Here is a 19,877-nt window from a genome sequence, read left to right as displayed (position 1 = left end):
ATTACGATGACTGCAACAGTCCCCAAGCGCCCAAGAACCATTGCTTCAGGAACCGCTATCACTATGCCCGGTGGGGGCGATGTCCATCTATTTGCTACTCCGCCAAAACCTTGCGTCACCATCGTCGTACACGGCGTAAACGACCTTGCAGGTTGTTATGAGCGCATCGAACGTGGCTTATGCCAAGGGCTGAACGAACGTTTAGGCATGGAGCCGGAAGTGACCGGAAGGAAAGGGGTCCGTAACCCAGGTTATCTAGAGCCTTCCGGATACAGTCTGCCCAACGACGACGATGGGCAAGCGACCAACCCCGACGCTATGTACTACCGCCGCAAGTTCAGTGCCTCCAGCAACGGAGGCACGACCCGTAGTGTCGTCATCCCGTTCTATTGGGGCTTTCGTGAGGAAGAGGAACACATCAATAAAACCTCACCTCACGGTGAATGGCTGGATCGCAACAATAACCGTCTGGATAAGGCAGGCACCAAAGAAGGCGGACAGTTCGCCAATGCCACCACTAACTTGCCTGACATGTGGGGTGAGGGCTTCAACGGTTATCCGTTCGGCATCATCCCCCTCAATTCTTTAGGTGGCACCCTGACCCACCCATTGTTCTCGGCTGCGGGCCGTCGCTATATGGTATTGGCCGCCATGCGCTTGGCGATGCTGATGAAAATCATCCGCGAGCGTTATCCCAACGATACGATCAATGTGGTCGGCCACAGTCAAGGAACGCTATTAGCCCTGCTGGCACATGCCTTTCTCAAGGATGAGGGTGAACGCCCAGCAGATGGCTTCGTTATGCTCAACTCACCTTATAGCCTGTACCAACCCAACAACGACAAAGTCCAGAAATGGTTAGGGCAACAGACCACCGAGGCGCGGATTGCCACGCTCAGTGGCATTCTGAAGTTTATCGCAGAAAGCCCGAACCCTACCCCAGCGTTACCGAGTCTGGCACTCAACAATCGTAGCCATTATGGTGCCATTGGAGGGCGAAAGTGGACCGGTGCCGAGGCTTGTGAAGCCCATATTAATGGGGAAAACGTTCGCTTCAATGAGCGCGATAACCGGGGCAGCATCTACCTCTACTTCACGCCTCAGGACCAAACCGTGGGGCTTGGCAATGTTCAGGGGATCGGCTGGCAAGGGATTGGGCACCAAGTCGATGGCCAACTTGCTCACAAAGTACTACCGCCTAGTTTTCACCAACGCATATTTACCCTGCGTAAGCGCGCTGGTGAAAAGGAAAAAACCGGCTTTCATGCGCCTCCTTACGTGTATCCATTGCGCCTAGAGGGTGAAAAAACCTGGGAAGACACCGGCTTAGGATTTCTTGATCGAGGTGGACGTGCCGAACTCAAACATGACACCCACGTGACGCTGACCGCTCCGATATTGCCTGTGCACACAGTGGCTGACTTTTCGACTGATGGGACCATTACCGCGCCCGGCGATGCATCACCTAGTGGCGTGTATCAGGTCAACGACAAACTTGACCCTATCGACTCAGCCGTTGCCCTTAGCAACGATAAGTTCGTTTTCCTCGAGCCTGCATGGCGTCCCGAGGATACAAATCATGCCCGCAGTGAGACCTTGGACGAGCAAATCGCCTTTAAATATGGCCGTGATATAGACAGCGTGGCAAAGGCTCGCAACGAAACCAAAGAACCCGCCCAGCGCGCCCATGTCTTCGCTGTTAGAGCGCTAGAGAATGGCAAGGTGCTGGTGACGCGGGGAGAAACACCCTACGAAGCGCGCCTGCGTTTGCAGAGCGAAGACTTTCAAACGGCACAGTCGTTTCATTCCTCCATTCCCAACAACCCCGAACATAGCCGAAGGGTGCTGGCCTATGACATCGCTATCGGCGCTGGCGACAGTGTTGATGAAGTCACCTTCTACGCCTACCTGTGTCGCGTGGCGGACTGGAGGCTTGATTGGGAGAGAGAAGATGAAGTAGTTGTCGGCCAAGAAGATAATGAGCAGCTTTATCCCGACGAGGCCGTTGAGGCATTTTATCTTCTTGAGGAAAGCAAAAATCGTGAACTGATTGATGCCACGGTGACGTATCGCACCACTGGTAAGTTGCCGGAGATCGTCGGTCGCACTCCCATGCCATCTCTCGTGGCGACGCAAACATGGGGCGGGCGCAAGCTAGGTAAACCCATTCGGTTTGGTGGTGAGCCGGTTTGATGCGCTCAGTACTCACCCATCTGTGCGCTACCGGTCTACTGCTCATCAGTCATTCGGTTCAAGCGGCAGAGTCTCCGCTAATGGCGCCGCACTGTTTTGCCAGTCAGGCCACGCCTGTGACTGCCTACCCCCCTTTAGAAAAGGCCCCCGCTATGTCTGATGATGCCCGTTATCGCGCCCCAACCACGTCGCTCCGTCTGGAAACCCTAGATGTACTGAGTATCGGGATGAGCTTGGATGTGTTTCGTCAGGGGCAAGCGTGGGAAGAGCTGCAAAAGCAAAATGCAGAGCAACCCGACTCACTGCATGTTGGCAGCATCTTGCCGATGGACCCGAAGAAGTATCCGGTGACTGCCGACGACAAAAACATGGCTTATGCAAAGCGTAAAGCCGATGCATTAGAACTTGGCTTGCGCGACTTTATGGAGAAATGGCCCATTCCCACCGTTACGGTGGTACGTGGCTGGGACGCCATTACACCGAACTTACGTTTGACACCAGATAGAATCCAAAAAATGTTAACCAACATGGTCAACGGTGGACGACCGGTTGCTGGTTTGCACTGGCACCGTATTCGAAACATCGGGATTGTCTGCAATGACACGCCTGAAGGTTTGTTAGAAAGCCTGTTCCAAGTGTTTGAGCGTAATCCTGACCTTCCCGCCGTGCTGATTTATAGCGTGGAAGGCGTCAATATGGCGGGAGCCTTAGCGAGCAAGGATGTTTCTTTGAAATCTCTTGGGGCTACAGCAGGACCACGTCAATCAGACAAATTAACTGACACGATGGTCGCTATGGTTGTCGGCCGCCCTGAGCGTGTCGAGTGGCTGCGTTACTACGCGCCGTTCACCAAGGTCAACGATAACAAGATTGACCCAGAGTTCAGAGGGTGGGGCTGGCGTAAGCCAGCGGTGGAGTTCCAACCATCAGAGTTCATTCCACAGCCTTGGACCACGCGGGCTTTCGAGCAATGGGATGCGCTGCCGGTGTTGGCCAAACTTCATCGCCCAGTGACTATTTCGTTGCTCCGGCCCGACAATGGAGAGCGGCTAAAGCGTGAAGCGCTGAGCGCTCAACTGGCTGTGGGCTGGAAAAACGCAACGAGCGAGCTCTCCCCCCAACCTTCCCGGCTATTTTATGACGCAGGCTTAAATACCGCGCCTCTTGGCGAACTGAGCCCGGCGCTGCGCATGGCCAATAGTTCACTTGACCTGCTCGAGTCCCGCGAAAGCTACGATCTGACCAAGCGGCTAGGCGACACAGGTTCGGCTTCGCCTTTTGTTGGCATTGTTCTTGCGTCCATGGCCAGTTACCAAAACGCTGACACCAGTGTGGTGATGCCGATGCGTCGAAAGGATCAAGCAACGATTATTGCTATCAGCTCGCCTACACCTGGGAAAAAACCGGCAGGGCATAAATTTGGCATTAACTTGATGCCGCAAACCGCCAGTAGCGATGAGGCCGAACCAGCGGCGAAGGTTTCAGAGGTCGCGCCTCGAGGGCCTACGCGCTATGAGATCAGCCTTGCAAACGGTGAATTTGCGCTTGAACACTTTCTGCGTACGTTGCCGGGCAAAAAAGACTGGATGGATGATTTGTAGAGTTGTCGGTGGCCCTATAGCCAGGCGGAGACTCGAAGCTTTTAATCACGTGGGCAGACCCCAAGGAATAGATATGGACATTATCCGACTCGACGACACGACCAGCCATGGTGGGCGCTTGATTGAGGCGTTTAGCCAAACCGATTTAAACGGCAAGCCCATGGCGGGCTTGGGGCATAAGGTTGAGTGCCCTTTGTGCAAGGGGGTGTTTCCCATCAGCGAGGGCAGCGCGCTGTTGGATGTTGACGGTGTTGCCGTGGCGCTGCATGGGATGAAGACCGACTGCGGAGCTAGCCTGATTTCCAGTAACCCCCAAGGCAGTGTCGCCAGTTGAAAGTGTCACGGGCTGCTCCGGGGTTAAGGTATCGGCAGCCCAAAAAGGACAGTTTTAATCGACAGTGGCGTCCAGAGACTGACCTGCTGACATGGCCTGTTTAATTCCGAGCAACGACGAAGCATCTGCGCGCTGCGCCGGATACCGATGAAATACCTGGAACAGTTGGTAGGAGCTTGCGTGGCGTACGCAAAGTTTGTAGCCTCCATCCGCTGTGTTTTCATGGTTTGTCTATGCTGCCGCCATCGTCCGTATTGATGGGCTTTTTGTGATTCATTACGGCGTCTTTCCAGTCGAATTGCGGGTTAAGGCAATAGGATTTGATGCGTCCAACTTTTGGACCTTCGAGGATGACTCCGAAACCGATCAGGCTTTTAATGGCTCGACTAACATTCGGCTGCTGCATTTTCAACACGTCTGCAACATCGGGTTGTGCGACCAGAATAAAGTTTTCGTAATCCAGGCTAGTAAGTAGGACCAATACAACTTTCAACTGCTCACCTGTTAAGACACTGGCCATGGCGAGTAAAACGCTATGGTTCATAGTGAAATACCTCTGGGATTTAAGTACGTTTTCGTTCCGCTGGACTTCAGGCACCATAACCAGCCTTGGCCCCAGAACGAGGTGACCGCCATCGCATCATGCAACTGTCGGGCGGTGATGGTTCGCTGCGCTGCATCGTCATTCAGCGCCGCTCGCAGGGCTGGCCAGCAGTGTTTTGGAAGGTGCCTGGGCGCTTGCAGACGACGATATTGAATCTGATTTGAGGGTGTGCGGCCAAACGGGGTTTTGCCTTGCGCTAGCTCATACAGCACGCAGGCAATCGCATACACATCCGTGCTGGCGGACAAGGGGTGGCCTTCTAGTAACTCGGGGGCGGCATAGCCTGGTGTCCAGGCGTTGAACCGTTCACGGCTCAGTTGCGGCAGGCCGTTCAGAATACCGTCCTCGGCTTGACCCAGGCCGAAATCAAACAACCGCAGGCCCTCTTCGGTGACCATCACGTTGCTCGGTTTTAGATCGCCGTGCAGTACGCCGCGGGCATGGATGTAGGCTAATGCGTCAAGCAGCGGTAGCGCGATGTTTCGCAACTCTGCCCATGGCAGCCCCATAGGTCGCTCGCAAAGTAGCTTGTCCAGGGTCACCCCACTCATGAGTTCCATGGTGATGAAGGCTCGCTGACAGTGAGTGTCCACTTCAAAGGTGTGTAGGCGCAGCACGTTGTTGTGGCGCAGTCGTCGGGTCAGGGCAAATTCGGTGTAGAGCAAAGCGCTCGCGTCTGGCGATTCGACAAATTCTTCGTTGAGGATTTTCAGCGCGATATAGGGTTCTGGGTCGCCGAACTGTTCGTGTAACAAGTCCCGCGCGCGGTAAACAGCGCCCATGCCTCCAGCGCCAAGCAGCCGCTCGATGCGGTAACGGCCAGCCAGAACATTCGGCAGTGCACTGACGGTTCGGGGTGGAGCCGGTACAGGTGCGGCTTGATGGGCCTTGGCAAAGGCAAAGTAGGTCAGGTTGCTCGCTTGCTCTCCGCTCACCGGCAGGTCGTCATACGCAGGTCTGAGATCAGTCATTGTCGGATCACAACGCCGGTCAGGTTATCTCGGGCAGGTCCACGTAGAGCGCCGTCGAACAGATGTTCCAGTGCAAGGTACGGCGCAGGAAGGCTGAGGGCGCTGCCCAAGGCATCGCTGCTCAATCCCTGATATAAACCATCGCTGCATAACAAAAACGCATCACCTGGGTAAACCTTGAGCTCAAGCACGTCTAGCGTTAGCTGCTCGCTGGCTCCGATTGCTCGGGTTAGGGCGTTAGCGGCTGGATGCGCTTTGGCCTGCTCGACACTCATCTGTTGTTCATCGATTAATTGTTGTTGCAGCGAATGGTCCTTGGATAACTGATACAGGCACTGGCTGCGCCACAGGTAACAACGGCTATCGCCGGCCCAAATACAGGCTGCGCGATTCCCCTCGAGCAGTACCACCACTACGGTACTGCCCATGATGCTGTCCTGGCGCCCGGAGGTGACAGTCAACTCCTGACCCAGCCGACGGTTAAGCCAGTGCAAGCACTGGCGCACGCTGTTGAGTCGTTCGTCAAAATCGTCCTGTACTGGCAGTTGCGCAAGACTGGCGACGATTAACTGACTGGCAATGTCGCCGCCTTGATGACCGCCCATGCCGTCGGCAACCACCCATAGCCCCTGCTGTGGGCAGTCCAGGAAAGCATCTTCGTTACGTGTGCGCACCTTGCCCTGATCGGTGCGGGCAGCGCTGCGCCAAGGGCTGAGACCTTGCATCAGAGCTGCACCGGCAGACTGAAGGTGCGTAGCACGCTCATATCGAACGGACTCGGTGCACGTTGACTGGTTAGCAGGTAGTTAGCCCGCAGACCGCCCACGTCGGCTTTTAGAACGAGCACATCGCGCCCTGTCAGGTATTCGATCTGCATCAAATCGAGCAGACGAAATAGCGACCAAGGACCGGTGTTCTTTTCGATACCGATTGCACGCCCCGTTAGTTTGTCCAGGACCAGACTGGCGCGACCGTCTTCAGCCTCGGTAGGCCATTTAAAAGTCACCGGCACAATCGGGCCGTGACGATATTCAAGCGCCTTTGCGCCAAATGTGAACTCTGAACGGTTGACCGCAACGTCGAGGGTATAGGGCTCCAGCTTGAACTGTACTTGCGGTTCGGCAGGGTTCGCCGCGAAGAAGCTCTGACGAATGATTTGTACCGTGGCCATCTGGTCGAGGTAGGTCGTGGAAATCGGCAGGCTCTGTCCATCAACGCTGCGCATGCGGTAATTGCCTGGATCGCCGCTGACAAACGGACTCATGTAGGTATCAAAGAAACGATCCGCGATTCCCTGCGCCTTGAAAAAATCGCGGAAGTCGATGATTGCAACGTCGCTGGTACTGTGGGCATTGAATGGGTAGCGCTTGTTGATCGCCTTGCCATAGAAGCTGTAGAGCTCGCTCTGATAGCGTTGATTCAGGTGTTGGTAGGCATCGTCGAGTACGAGCCGCCAGGTGTCTTCTGCCAACACGTGGAACCAGACGCTGACCGGACGTGGCAGACGGCCGGAGGCACTGCGTAAGTTGCTCAGGGCATCACGCTGGCCGCTCATGCGGGCTTTGGCCATGTCGAACGCGGCTTGTTCCGGCGAGGAGGTACGGGCTAGGCCAGCCATCTGTAATTGCAGCTCGTTGAGCGCTTGCAGCGCCGGGGCCAAGTCGGCGGTGGGGCCGTTATGCTCATCCAGCAGGCGGTGCAGCGGTTCAAAGCGGTTTTCCAGCGCTTTCTTGGCGGTGTCGGGGAGTTTTTTGGCTATGGAGGCCTTGCCCGTTGCGGCTGCGAGTTTGAGTCCCTTCTCACTTGGGCTGTCGGGGGAATCTGCTGCCGCATCGGCGCTGGTGTTACCGGCAACAACGGAGAAGCGCGTATTTTCGCGCACTTGCACCAGCAGTTGCAGAATCGGCGAGTTGGCCGACGTCAGGCCTGCCAGTTGCTCGGCGCCTTGCGCGGCGTCGTTGATCGGGGGGAGGGCCACCCGGCTGACCGCTTCCCCCCAGAAGCTGGCGTAGTCGCGAAAGTACAACTGCTCCAGTGCGACCATGAGGCGGTGCAAGTCCATGCCACTGATGCCTGCGCCTTCGCCCAGCACCCAGTTGTCTTGTAGGAGGTCTGTGACCAGCACGGCGCCTTTGAGCGAAAAGTACTGTTGATACCCCTGTTGAGTGTAGAAGCCAGGAATGACGTAATCGGTTCCAACAAAGAGTGCGCCCTGCGTGCCCAAGTGCTGGCTAAAACGATAGTCAGGAAGGTTGCGGGCCTGTTCGCGTAGCATTTTGTAGACCACGTTCGCGAGGGACTCGCTACGTAAAGCCAGGCGCGCCTGGGCCACCAATTGCTCGTTCAGCGGGTAAATAAACGGCTGCTTCAACAACCGTTCGAAGTGAGTGTTCAAACCGTTCTGCACCGCCGTGTTACCGACGTAACGCTGGGACCAGTCAGTGGCGACCCAATCTTTAAGCCAATCGGCATCGCGACGATCTGGCATGTTCAGCATCAGGTACGCGCGCAGACTGTTGAGCAGGTGTTCGCGGTTTTTCATGTTGGCTCGAATCTGGGCTTCCAGCAGCGTCGCTACCCGTGGTAACAGCTGTGATTCAAGCTCTTGCTTGTAGGCTTGCTTAAGTACCGGATTGACCTCTGCACCTTGATATAAGCCAGCGCGCTGGTGGTACGACACATCGCCTTTTTTCGGAAAGACCTGCGTTGCCGCGTAGCGGGTGTCGAGGGTCTTGAGCGCCGTCATGGCGTCATCGAGGGGGCTCAGTTGCGAGCGTTGTTGATTCCAGGTGTGAGACAGCGTGCGCAGGGTCTCCAAGCGTTCGTAATTGGACGAGTAATTACTGGCCCACAGTAGGCCGAGCAGCCCCAGTGCGGCCAATGTGCCCACGTAAAGGGCGCTTTGCCCCCAGTGGATGCGGCTGCGTTCGCGCTTGTCCAGGCCGGACAGATACGCTTCCGGGAAAATAACGCGACTAAGCAAATGATGAATGAACCGCGAGCGTCCATTGTGCAGTGTTGACACCACACGAGGGGGCGCGGCCCGAGTGGAATTGTGGTCGGTGGCCGGTTCTACCTCTTGGGTTAAATGGGGTGCACTGGTCAGGTAGAAGCCACGTAACTGGCTGACACGCTGGTAGCGGTTGCCCTTGAATGCGATATCGACGAACCGGCACAGGTTTGGGCCAATCAGCCCCAACTGGTGGGGGAAGTCGAGGATACGGCCCCGCAACTGGGGGTCGCGCTCCTGATGTATGCGCATGACCACTTGACTGTTCAGGCGGCGCAGTAACGCTTCAAACTCCGCGCGCAGAACGGTGACGTCGGCCCCGCCTTGATCGCTAAAGCTGGTGCCGAGCACCTGGTCGCTTTCGTCGCTGGTCAGTTGATCGAAGAACTCATCGAAACCGAGCAAACGGTCAGCCTTACTCAATACCAGATAAACCGGCACATCAACGTGCAGCTTTTGATGCACTTCCTGAAGACGAGCGCGCACTTGGTGAGCGAGTACTTCAAGGGTTTGCGCGCTGCTACCGAGCAGCGTTTCTACGGGGATAGTGACCAGTACGCCGTTCAACGGATGGTTGCGCCGGCGTTTACGCAGAAGATCCAGCAAGACGTTCCAAAGGTAGCCATCGACCTGCGCATCCGGTTGGGTCAAATAGCGCCCAGCCGTATCGATCAGCACGCCGTGGTCGGCGAAGTACCAGTCGCAATGGTCGGTGTTGTTGGTTTCTCGCGTTAGTTTTCGGTCGAGGTTATTGAGCGGAAACTCAAGACCTGAAAAGTCCAGCAAACTGGTTTTGCCGCTGCCCAACGGACCGATCAGCAAGTACCAGGGTAAATCAGCACGCCAGCGCTCGCTGCGTCCGCGATACAAACTCGAGGTTTTCAGCGTTTTCAGCGCGTCCTTGAACAGCCGCTTCAGTTCTTTGTGTTCTTTGTCGATTCGCTCTTCGCGGCGGCTACGGGCTTGGCCGTCGTCGGTGTCTTCGATGGCTTTTTTACGGAGGCCTGAGCGCCAACTGACAAAGACCATTGCCAGCCCCCAGACCAGGAATAAGGCACTAATGGTCAGCAGCCGGGAAGTCGAGTTTTCCCAGAATTTATAGTCATTGACCGCCAACAGAGGCCCGACAAACCAGACAAATAGCGCGCCGAACAACACTAGCAGTAAGGTCCATATCCAAGTCGTACGCAAAAAATCGCCGACTGCCTTGAAAAGCTTTTTCATCTATCGTTCCTGTTTACGGCTGCGGCTGAACCGAGGTCGGCTCTATCTGCTGGTAAGGTTGCATGACAGTTTGGCGTTGCTCGCTCAGCACCCAGGCAAAACCCGAGTACATCACTACCAGGCAGACCAGGGCGAATAGCAGTACGGTCCACGCCGGCACGATGCGTACCATGTTTTGGCGCAGGTCACTCAATCCTTCCCAGTTGGGTGAAAGCTCACGAGGAACATCGCCGCGTAGTTGGCGTATCTGGCGATACAAGGCGTCGCGAATGCCTTCTAGTTCGACCACCCCGCGGGTTTGAACCCGGTATTTACCTTCGAAGCCCAGTGACAGGCACAGGTACATCAGCTCCAGCATCGGCAAGTGCTTGACCGGATTCTTAGAGAGGGTATCGAGCAACAGGAAGAATTTCTCACCGCCGAACGTTTCGCTGTGGAAGGTGCTGAGCAGGCTCATCTGCGACCACGTGCTTTCGTTACCCCACGTGGTGGTCACGACAGCTTCGTCGGCCACCGTGCAGAGCACGTAACGGGCGGTCATGACCTGGCTGTCTAGCGCGCCACTTTGCAATGCACTCACTTCAAAAAGGTTAAGGCTTTCGCTTAAGCGTTTGTTGAGTACATCCAGGTCCTCGGGGACATTACTGTGCTTGAGCCGCACTACCTCGGACAACAGTTCGGACGCCGCGGCGACAAGGGCGTTGAGACTAATATTGAATGACTCAGCCGGCCGCATACGTGAGGCATAGATCATGCGCTCCTCCAGCTGTTCGAAGCGCGGTGGCGGTGAATCAGTCAGCGGACTTTCAGCAGGGCCGTTACCCAGCCGGTCGAGCAGGACTGTTTTTTCGTCCTGGTTGTGTTCCTTGTCCTTAATCATATCGTTCAGTTCCTGATGGCCCAGAATTTCAGTTCAAGATCGGAAAACTCGCCAGACACGTGAAACGCGAAGCCGCCGGAGCGTTCGAGTTGTGCCAGGTCATCGGAACTGAGCTCAAGGATGAAATAAGTTTTATTGGAGTGGAACGCGATTTGCCGGGGTGCTACCGGTAACGGTTTGACCTTGATGCCCGGCAGATGCAAGTTGACCAGATTGCGGATTTGCTCAACGGCGCCGACCTTGAGGTGCGCTGGCAAGCGATGGCGCAACTCCTCGCTGTCGCAGTTGGCACTGGCGGCCAGTACGAACGAGGACGAAGCGAGCAATTTATGGTCATGCAGCGGCGAGACGAGGATCCCGTACTGACGGGGTTGCAGCTCCAGTTCGATGGCATGCTGTTCGAGCACCATCGACAGCACCTGACGAATTGAGTCCATCAGATTACGAAAGCTCGCACCTTGATCACTGTGCTGGTAACGGCTGTCCAGGCGCGGGCGCTTGCTCTCGTTGGAGAAAGTCGCCAGATCGCCGAGCATGGTCAAGAGCGTACGGTACAAATCTTCAGGATGAACCTGCTCAAGGCCTTGGTAGTGACGCAGTAACAGTTCGGTGCGGTTGATCAGTTGCAGCATCATGAAGTCGCCGACTTCTGCACCACCGACCTTGCCGTTGGAGCGGATCCGCTCGGCGATGGTGTCACCCCGGTGACTGAGCATGCTGATGACTTCTTTGAGGCACGACAGCAAGTAGCTGGAGGCGTGAGCCTGAATGAAGGTTGGTACGAAGTCTGGGTCGAGGCTAATCGCACCGTCGGGCGTGGAGATAAGAATGTTGCAGACTTTCAGTTTTACGTAGGCCTGATCACTCTGTTGCTCGCCTAGCAGCAGTTTGAAATCCGGGCGGGCACAGCTGACCTGGCTGGCAGAGTCGTCACCCGCGTTGGAGTCAGACACTTCGGCCTCGTACGCGGTGTAGCGTGCGAGTACATCGGACTGTTCAGGGCGACGCGCCTCGATGTGATTACCTGTAACCAACGGCAGCGCTATGTAAACCGGCGTGTTACCGGTGTTCGGCGGCACGTCTAATGACAAGGGTTCGGTATTGCCGCCGAGTTCAAAAAGGCTGCCATCGGGCAAAATCCCCGCGGCCTGGCTGACGACCAATTTGCCCATGTTGAGGAACTGCAGGTCGATATCCAGGCTTAAGAACCCCCAGATGTAACTACCCAGCAACTGGGTTCGGGTCTTCATCTGGTGGTCGTAATAGCGATCGTTATGCTGAAAGTGCTGCGGGCGCAGCAACATGCCTTCCTGCCAAATGACTTTATGGGCGTTCATGATCAGTCATCCGCCTTTACGAGCATGTTTTGGGTATGCCGAATACCCGTTTGGTCGAGGGTCAGATCGACGTTGGTGACGGCTTCAGGGGTGACGTTTATTGTGTAGCGCCATTTTGTGTCTGACAGATCTCGGTAAGCGGCCAGTATCCCGACGTAATGACTGCCCTTTTTCACAGTGAGATTGAGCTCGACGGTTTCTCCAGGTCTTAGTTCTAGCTCCTCAGTTGCCACCATGTCAGGTGCCAGGGACTCCTTGGCGCGCTCATAGAGGCTGAAGAAGTCCGAACTTTCGAAGGCTACAGGGTGCTTGAGCTCAAATAGGCTCACGACAATCGGTGACGCTCGCCCGTTGATATCCGGGTTCAGATGATCACTGGCTGTGAGCTTCAGGTTGACTTTGGTCAGGGTTGAATATGGCGACAGCGACGAGCAGCCGGCCAGCAGCACCAAGGCTGTGAACGCTGTCAGGGCCTTGAAAAAAGTGGTCGAGCAGTGAGACATGAACATCATCCTTGGTGGTCGTTGTGAAGGGAGGAAATGAGGCGAATTTGCTCTTCGTAAGCTTGACCAAAGTCGCGGGCAAGCAAGCGCTCGCTCCAGTCATCGTCCTGCTGCAACGCTTGGTGATAGCGTCCGTAAGCCCTCCAGCGGCTGCCAGACGTTGCTAGCAACGGTTTATAATCGCGCTCGAAACGCAAGCTCAGCTGTTGCGGTGAGAAATGCTCTAACGTCCCACGCAACGCGGCTCGACTGGCGCTAAGCAACGCTACCTGGTGTGCTTGTAAGTCTCTGAATGCACCTGAAATAGCGTGTTCAGCCGGTAACTGCCCAAGTTTTTTAGCCTGTAGCAAAATACTCAGTGCTTCACCTGCATCACCGGCGAGCTTCAACGGATTATTGTGCTGGCCTTGAACGGTGGTTTGGGCCAGGCACAGTTCATTTTTCAGCTCGCTGCGTGTGCGTAGGCTCTGTTGTAAACCATCAATGCTTTGCTTGAGCAGCCGTGCGGCTTTCAGCGCCAAGGCCTCGCGGGCGTCGTCATCGAGGTCTTTGAGGTTTACGCCAAGGGCTATACCGAAGTGCTCCCAGAATCGGTCTCGCTGACACTCGACAGCGTTCTGTGCTTGGGCAAGCGCAGGTTCGGCGGGTGCCTCAATCAGCGTGGGCACCATCAGGCTTTCTATCTCGATACGTGCGTAATCAGCCTGCTGACTGGGTTGCTCAGTGCCAGTTGCCTGGGTAATTAGATCGTCGATTTCCAAGCCCACACGATCCCGCTGCTCAATTATTTTCAGCGGATCAAGTTCGAGGAACGCATTGTCAGGAATAATGCTGCCCGCCGGCTGGGGCCTACCGATGCCTGCGTCAATGTTCGCCATATGGCGTACCAGTCGTGCACGAATCTCAAAGTCCCCCAGAACGTAGCCGCTGCCGTGCTCGATGCGCACAGCTTCGCCCTTACGCAGGCTAGCGCCGCTTTTGTAGTCCTTAATACCGTTGCTGCTAGTATCGGTCAGGTAGTACGCCCCTTCGCAATAGCTGATCAACGCGTGATGGTGGGACAGATGACGTTTAGTGTCAGGAATGATCCAGTCGCAATCGTCACCTCGACCGATCAGGCCGCCGTTTTGGTTGAAGGTTTTATGGCCAAAATCCTTAGCCACGAACTGCTTGCTGGTCAGCATTTCGAAAACCAGTTCCATGATGGTGCTCCTTGCAGTCACTTGCCGCGATTGACCGCGTGAGGGTCGCCCAATGGGCGATAGATGTCGTCGTTGTACTTGTAATTTGCGTTGCAGCCGGCGAGGCCGCTTAGAACGATGAGCATTAACAGGGCGGCTTGCCAATGGCGAGTGGGCATCAGGGAACTCCAGTTTGAAGACAATGTAGGGGTGCTCACTTCAAGCAAACTCGCACATCACGCTGCCGTTACCGTCGAGCGTTGCGTGAACACGTTTGAGGTGTTCCCCAGTGGCCATGGCATCAAGCAGGCGGTCGGCAACCAATGGCAGAACGTACAGATCAAGTAAGTGGTCGATCAGACGTGCGCCGCTGTCGCTTTGAGTGCAGCGTTCGGCCAGGTGGTCAACGAGGTTCTGAGAGTAGGTGAGGTCCAACTGACGACGATTCAGACGTTCACCCAGGCGATCAAGTTTGAGTTCGATCAGCTCGCGCAGAACCTGCCCCCCCACCGGGTAGTAAGGCACCACACGCATACGTGCCAGCAGCGCGGGTTTGAAATGCTTGCTGAGCACCGGGCGGATGGCTTCTTCGAGCTCTTCGGCGGTCGGACGCACGCCGTTTTCGCAGAGTTCGGTGATACGGTCGCTGCCCAGGTTTGAGGTCATCAGAATCAACGTATTGCGAAAGTCGATCTCGCGCCCCTCGCCATCATTGGCGACGCCTTTGTCGAAGATTTGATAGAACAGGTTCAGAACGTCCGGATCGGCTTTTTCAACCTCATCAAGCAGCACCACCGAGTAAGGCTTCTGGCGTACGGCTTCAGTGAGCATGCCTCCTTCGCCATAACCCACATACCCCGGCGGAGAACCGATCAGGCGTGAGACGGTGTGTTTTTCCTGAAACTCGGACATGTTGATGGTGGTGATGAAGCGATCACCGCCATACAACAAATCAGCAAGGGCCAGCGCGGTTTCGGTTTTGCCGACGCCGCTCGGGCCGACCAGCAGAAAAACGCCGACGGGTGCGTCGGTTTTATTCAGTCCAGCCGCAGTGGCGCGCATAGAGCGATCCAGGGTGTGAACGGCTTGTTCCTGACCACGGATGCGGGTGCGCAGGTCGGTAGCAAAGCTGGCGACCTTGACGTTGTGTTCACGAGCCAGTTGCTCCAGTGGGACGCCAGTCCAAGCGCTGATGACTTCGGCGACCAGTCGTGGGCAGACTTCAAAGCTGACCAAACGCTCAGAGGACAAGATATCGTTCCAAGCACGGTGAACTTCATTAAGTTTGGACTCCAGAAACTCGATCCTGTGCTCTTCGTCTACGAGCGCTTCACCAGTGACGATTGCTCCGAGCGCTACGTCTTCGCGGGCTTTGGCCAGTTGTTGGCGCAGGTCCAGTAGGCGCTCGGCGAGTTCTTTCTGCTCAGACCAGTGAATTTCCAGAGCAATCGCGTCGTCTTCGACCTCGGCGAGGCGCTCTTCCAGCGCGGCCAGCGCTTCATGATCGATCAGCAGGCCCGCCTCGGCATCACGCCGCATGGCGTGATACTGACGGCCACCTTCAGCCAGTTCAGCACGCAGGCGCTCCAGGCTTTCTGGCGCAGCGGCGAGGCTAATGCGTACACGGGCGCAGGCGGTATCGAGCACGTCAACGGCCTTGTCCGGTAGCTGACGCCCCGACAGGTACCGTGCAGATAGCTCTGCTGCAGCCACAACGGCATCATCGCGCAAGTAGATGCCATGACTTTTCTCGTAAACTTGTGCCAAGCCACGCAAAATGGTCACCGCCTCACTGACCGTCGGTTCTAGTAACTGCACTGGCTGGAAGCGACGGGCCAAGGCCGGGTCTTTTTCGAAGTACTTCTTGTATTCCGCCCAGGTGGTCGCAGCGATGGTGCGCAGCTCGCCCCGAGCCAAGGCCGGCTTGAGCAAGTTGGCTGCGTCAGATCCCCCGGCGTTGCCACCCGCACCAATCAGCGTATGGGCTTCATCGATGAAGATAATGATGGGCTTTGCCGATGCTTTGACTTCGTTGATCACGCCTTTGAGACGCCTCTCAAACTCGCCTTTGATGCTGGCACCGGCTTGTAACAGGCCCATATCCAGTGACAACAACTCAACGCCCTTTAGCGCTGGCGGCACTTCGCCGGTAGCGATGCGCAGGGCCAGCCCCTCAACAATGGCCGTTTTTCCGACACCGGCTTCACCAACCACAATGGGGTTATTTTTGCGACGACGAGCAAGTATGTCGATCATCTGACGGATCGGGCCATCACGGCACAGCACTGGATCAAGTTTGCCGTCGCGAGCCTGTTGAGTCAGGTTGTGTGTGAAACGCTCCAGCATTGACTCGCCCGGCATGGCGGGTTTACCTGTGGGCGGTTGTTCTTTTTGCGATAACGCGAACTCTTTCAGGCGCTCGATGTTCAATTTTGCCAGTAGCGGCTGGTAGCGACTACCTGCATAACGAATCGGATTTTGTAGTGGCGCGAGGATCAGCGCAGCTTGATCGACATAACTTTGACCCAACTCCAGATTAGCAACCAGCAAGGAGACCTGCAGCCAGTGCACGAGTTCAAGTGCGAAGACGGGATTACATGAGGCGCTGTTCTCAATACGGGGGTGAAGCGCAGCACGCAGTTCACCGGCGTCTATGTGAGCATCTTGCAATGCGCGTGCGAGTAGGCCTTGTGGTCGATCCAGCAAACCCAGCAGCATGTCTTCAACGAGTATTTTTTTACCGCCACGGGCCACGCAACGTTCAGCTGAGCTTTCTAAGTCACGACGAGTTTCGGCATCCAACGCCTGGATCATTTGTTGCAGGTCTACATTGATCATTGGTTCATGCCCTTAATGAATTTTGCTGCCCAAGGTCACCACTCCGTCAGCGCGTTCGCGACCGAGCCAACTGGTCCATCCCAGGCGGCAGTCGTTTTGTTCACCGATTCGTAATTCGCGGATTTCTTCCTGCCGCAGAATCAGACGAATGTCGTAATCGAGGGGGTCTCGCAGGGTAAATCGCACCAAAGCGACCAATGGCTGGTAGCCGATGCCTATTGGCAAAAACTCGTGAAAGCGCTGCCAGTCGAGCTCGCGAATGTAAATTCGGAACTTGCCACTGCGGTCGCGCACGTGTTCACCGAGCACCAGGTCTTCACCCAGTACGCTGTTGGTCAGCCCCAAACAATTGCGCTGCTCGTCAAGGATTTCGACGCGCCGTTCGATGCACTGCTCGATAGTCAGTTCGGCGTGTTTGAAGTAGTAACGCAATACCGATTCAATCAGCGCCGCCGAGTGCGCCCGCAAGCTCAGTAACCCCAGATACGGCAGCAGACGTTTCCAGTTCAGATCCTGGGCTTTACGGACTTCGTTACCACCGAGGCCGATTAGCGCAAACAGCTGTGAAGAGAACGGGTCTACCGCGCCACTCTGAAAGCTGGCTCGATAGCGGTATTTTTTCCAGATCGTCAGCATTAGCCGCTGTAAACGATGATGGAACAGGTCAAGGAAATTACGGGTCGGGTTGCCGTCTTCACTGTCGCCCAGTGCTTGCTCGCCATAGAACGCTGGCAGCGGAGAGCCTGAACCGACTAGGCTGATCAGGTTAAAACGCATACGGGCGCGTAGCTCTCCGTGCTCAGTAAAAAACTCAACACGATCAACGTCACTGCCTGGAAAGCCCAGGCTCGGGTTGGCCTGAAACTCCAACTGGTCGTACAGATCACTTTCGCTCAGAGACGGGTGTGCCTCGCGCAACCGGTCAACCACCAGCAGTACGGCCTGAAATAGTGAGTACTCGCGTATTACCCGGGTGAGTCCGTTTAAAGCAGCGGCTGAAGGCCCATCCGAGGTGTCCATTGGTACACTTCTCCTTGTGTGCTCTTTACCCGCAGTTCGTGATAAGAGTTGAGACTGGCGTATAGAGCGAAAAACTCGTTAAGAACCGAAGCGAAAACGAACAAATCGCCCTCGCCGATATACCCTTGCGTATCGATGGTCAGCTCTGTGCGCAACCCGCGAACCGGTAGTCCTCGGTGCAATCGGTCAACGTGTTGGTGTTTGATCGATTTGAGCCCATCCAGCAGCCGTTTGCTGACTTTCGCAGCGTGCTGGTCGTAGTAACGCGGCAAGTCGTAGGTTTCGAGAATCACTTTCAACGCATTGACGTCGGCCAGCGACAGGTAGTTGAGCGACATATTGCTGATTAACTTCCAAAGAAAGTCACTGTTCAGTGGCGGAGCAAAACTGGAGGTGGCCGGGGTTATGTTGCGGAAACTCAAAAATTCCAGAGTCTCTTCGCAGGCCTGGTTAATGTCGCCAAGCTTGAGCTTGCGCGGTAGGTTCTGATTGGTACATACCAGTTCTATCGATACGGTTTCGCTGGCTTCTAGATGACGTATGCCGAAGCTCAGGTAGGTATCGAGACCTTCGTGCAGTAACGATGAACGCTGGCGGATGCTGTAATGCGAACGGCTAGTGGGCACGTCAAAGCTTGGGTCGTGTTCAAAGGATTCAAACGGCACGTACTCCTGATAACCCAGCCCTCCCGGCTTCCAGCCCGTGACGGTTTCCACCGAGAACACGCCGCAGTGCTCCAGGTCTAACTTGGCCGGCAGCAGGAGGTACTCATCCTGCTTGCCGTCAAGCGTGATGGGTAACGCATCATGCTTGAACAGGTTGACGATGGGTGTGCAGTAGAGCTTTACGTTGTCCAGCGTCGGACGTAAACGCTGGATACCGCTCTTGCGAATGTCGAAACGTAGCTCCAGTCCATGCATTTGCTTGAGCGTGTCCTCGGGCAGGGACTTGATAAGGTCCAGACCGTTGACATCAACGAACAAGAACTTGTCCTGGAAGGCGAAATATTCCTGCAAGTAACGATAGCCACGGAAGGTGTTCAGCGGGTACGGGATCAACGCTTCCTCTTCGGCAAACCCCACCGGCTGCACACGGTTACCAGGTATTTTGAACGCCATCGGGGTGCCGTTAATACCATTGAGCGGCTTGCCGTCTGCATTTAATGGAACCAGCTCGATACTGTCCAGGTTGCGCAACAGACTCAGATACAGCATCTGGCTGATATAACGCTCGCCGGCGAAGTGCAGGCGCAGACGGCTGAGCTCCAGCTCGCCAAGGTCACCATCAACGCTCATTTCCAGACGCAGGCTTAATAACGAACCGTCTCCCTTCACCGAATAGTTCAGGGCCGTCAGGTCCAGCGGTAAGATCTCGGTCGGGTAGCAGGTGCGGAAACGGCAGCGCACGTCATCAATCGGCACACTTTCAATCGGCATGTCGCGCGCAACGATCAATGCAGGCCCGGTGCGTTTCAGCGAGTCGAATTGCAAAATACTGAATGCAGGCAACGGCCGCATGTAGTTGGGCCACAGCAGTTGCATTAATGAGTGGCTAAGTTCGGGTAACTCGTCGTCAAGCTTCTGGCGCAGCCGCCCGGTCAGGAAGGCAAATCCCTCAAGTAACCGCTCTACGTCAGGATCCCGCCCGGCTTGCCCAAGAAAAGGTGCCAGCGCTGGGTTACGCTCGGCGAATCGGCGACCTAGTTGGCGAAGGGCGGTGAGCTCGCTTTGGTAGTAGTGGTTAAAGGACAAAGGTGTTTCCTTAGTTGACCTTGACTTGACCGCCGCCATCCAGGCACGCGGAAAAACTGACCTGGCGCTTGAACCCCTCAACTTCCAGCAGGCCTTCGATGCTGAAGGACAGACGAAGCTGGTCGGGGTCACGCGGCAGGGAAACGACGCGCACGTTAGTGAGGCGTGGCTCGTAGGCTTCAATGAAACGTTCGATGGCCAGGCGGGCCTGACTCAGGGAGTCGTGTAGACTCAGGCGCATGTCATTGAGATCGGGTAGCCCGTAATCGGACAGCGTTTGCACGCTGCCCGCGCGGGTACTGAGCATTTTGGCCAGATGGGCCGCCACGGACGCGGTGGCTGAAACCTCGCGGCTCCAGGCGATGCGCTTTTTAGCGTCGCCACCCAGGCGTTCGAAAAGGCTGCCGTATCCAGTCATGAGTAAGCGTCG

Annotated in this window: 16 protein-coding genes; 3 read left to right on the top strand and 13 right to left on the bottom strand. The window is 55.9% G+C overall.

Annotated features, from left to right (window positions below):
• Positions 1 to 6 precede the first annotated feature (6 nt).
• The 3 genes from ACI77I_RS23990 to ACI77I_RS23980 all read left to right on the top strand — a co-directional run bounded on the left by ACI77I_RS23990 (position 7) and on the right by ACI77I_RS23980 (position 4,128).
• On the top strand, positions 7 to 2,193 hold the full coding sequence (locus ACI77I_RS23990; protein ID WP_406998599.1) for a DUF3274 domain-containing protein: 2,187 nt from the start codon (positions 7 to 9) through the stop codon (positions 2,191 to 2,193).
• Positions 2,193 to 3,794, top strand: a complete 1,602-nt coding sequence (locus tag ACI77I_RS23985; protein ID WP_406998597.1) for a DUF2875 family protein — start codon at positions 2,193 to 2,195, stop codon at positions 3,792 to 3,794. Before ACI77I_RS23990 ends, ACI77I_RS23985 begins: the two co-directional genes overlap by 1 nt.
• 73 nt (positions 3,795 to 3,867) lie before the next feature.
• The gene (locus ACI77I_RS23980; protein ID WP_406998595.1) at positions 3,868 to 4,128 is read left to right on the top strand and encodes a PAAR domain-containing protein; all 261 of its coding nucleotides are present in this window, start codon (positions 3,868 to 3,870) and stop codon (positions 4,126 to 4,128) included.
• A gap of 220 nt (positions 4,129 to 4,348) precedes the next feature.
• On the opposite strand, the gene ACI77I_RS23975 is transcribed toward ACI77I_RS23980, so the two are convergent.
• The 13 genes from ACI77I_RS23975 to tssE are packed head-to-tail and all read right to left on the bottom strand — an operon-like array spanning position 4,349 to position 19,865.
• Positions 4,349 to 4,672 (bottom strand): hypothetical protein, encoded by a 324-nt coding sequence (locus ACI77I_RS23975; protein ID WP_406998593.1) that lies wholly within the window; start codon positions 4,670 to 4,672, stop codon positions 4,349 to 4,351.
• The gene (locus ACI77I_RS23970; protein WP_406998591.1) at positions 4,669 to 5,703 is read right to left on the bottom strand and encodes a serine/threonine-protein kinase; all 1,035 of its coding nucleotides are present in this window, start codon (positions 5,701 to 5,703) and stop codon (positions 4,669 to 4,671) included. The genes ACI77I_RS23975 and ACI77I_RS23970 overlap by 4 nt, the downstream gene beginning before the upstream one ends.
• Positions 5,700 to 6,428 (bottom strand): PP2C family protein-serine/threonine phosphatase, encoded by a 729-nt coding sequence (locus tag ACI77I_RS23965; RefSeq protein WP_406998589.1) that lies wholly within the window; start codon positions 6,426 to 6,428, stop codon positions 5,700 to 5,702. The genes ACI77I_RS23970 and ACI77I_RS23965 overlap by 4 nt, the downstream gene beginning before the upstream one ends.
• The gene (tssM, locus tag ACI77I_RS23960) at positions 6,428 to 9,937 is read right to left on the bottom strand and encodes a type VI secretion system membrane subunit TssM (RefSeq protein ID WP_406998587.1); all 3,510 of its coding nucleotides are present in this window, start codon (positions 9,935 to 9,937) and stop codon (positions 6,428 to 6,430) included. The genes ACI77I_RS23965 and tssM overlap by 1 nt, the downstream gene beginning before the upstream one ends.
• A 13-nt stretch (positions 9,938 to 9,950) precedes the next feature.
• Positions 9,951 to 10,817, bottom strand: a complete 867-nt coding sequence (gene icmH / locus ACI77I_RS23955) for a type IVB secretion system protein IcmH/DotU (RefSeq protein WP_406998585.1) — start codon at positions 10,815 to 10,817, stop codon at positions 9,951 to 9,953.
• 5 nt (positions 10,818 to 10,822) lie between these two features.
• Positions 10,823 to 12,154: a type VI secretion system baseplate subunit TssK gene (tssK, locus tag ACI77I_RS23950; RefSeq protein WP_406998583.1), complete on the bottom strand. Its 1,332-nt coding sequence runs from the start codon at positions 12,152 to 12,154 to the stop codon at positions 10,823 to 10,825.
• A 2-nt stretch (positions 12,155 to 12,156) separates the two neighbouring features.
• Positions 12,157 to 12,657 (bottom strand): type VI secretion system lipoprotein TssJ, encoded by a 501-nt coding sequence (tssJ, locus tag ACI77I_RS23945; RefSeq protein WP_406998581.1) that lies wholly within the window; start codon positions 12,655 to 12,657, stop codon positions 12,157 to 12,159.
• A 5-nt stretch (positions 12,658 to 12,662) separates the two neighbouring features.
• Positions 12,663 to 13,859 carry a type VI secretion system-associated FHA domain protein TagH gene (gene tagH / locus ACI77I_RS23940; RefSeq protein ID WP_406998579.1) on the bottom strand — a complete coding sequence of 399 codons (1,197 nt, stop codon included), beginning with the start codon at positions 13,857 to 13,859 and terminating at the stop codon, positions 12,663 to 12,665.
• A gap of 17 nt (positions 13,860 to 13,876) precedes the next feature.
• A complete protein-coding gene (locus ACI77I_RS23935; RefSeq protein WP_406998577.1) occupies positions 13,877 to 14,017 on the bottom strand; it encodes a type VI secretion protein in 141 nt (46 codons plus the stop codon).
• A gap of 40 nt (positions 14,018 to 14,057) precedes the next feature.
• Positions 14,058 to 16,676 carry a type VI secretion system ATPase TssH gene (tssH, locus tag ACI77I_RS23930; protein ID WP_406998575.1) on the bottom strand — a complete coding sequence of 873 codons (2,619 nt, stop codon included), beginning with the start codon at positions 16,674 to 16,676 and terminating at the stop codon, positions 14,058 to 14,060.
• 12 nt (positions 16,677 to 16,688) lie between these two features.
• Positions 16,689 to 17,696 (bottom strand): type VI secretion system baseplate subunit TssG, encoded by a 1,008-nt coding sequence (tssG, locus tag ACI77I_RS23925; protein WP_406998573.1) that lies wholly within the window; start codon positions 17,694 to 17,696, stop codon positions 16,689 to 16,691.
• On the bottom strand, positions 17,660 to 19,447 hold the full coding sequence (tssF, locus tag ACI77I_RS23920) for a type VI secretion system baseplate subunit TssF (protein ID WP_406998571.1): 1,788 nt from the start codon (positions 19,445 to 19,447) through the stop codon (positions 17,660 to 17,662). Before tssF ends, tssG begins: the two co-directional genes overlap by 37 nt.
• A 10-nt stretch (positions 19,448 to 19,457) precedes the next feature.
• Positions 19,458 to 19,865 carry a type VI secretion system baseplate subunit TssE gene (gene tssE / locus ACI77I_RS23915; protein ID WP_406998569.1) on the bottom strand — a complete coding sequence of 136 codons (408 nt, stop codon included), beginning with the start codon at positions 19,863 to 19,865 and terminating at the stop codon, positions 19,458 to 19,460.
• Positions 19,866 to 19,877 lie beyond the last annotated feature (12 nt).

Source organism: Pseudomonas sp. D47 (assembly GCF_045447305.1).
GTDB lineage: Bacteria > Pseudomonadota > Gammaproteobacteria > Pseudomonadales > Pseudomonadaceae > Aquipseudomonas.
The sequence above is the reverse complement of the archived record's forward strand: the minus strand, read 5'-3'. Positions and strand labels throughout refer to the sequence as shown.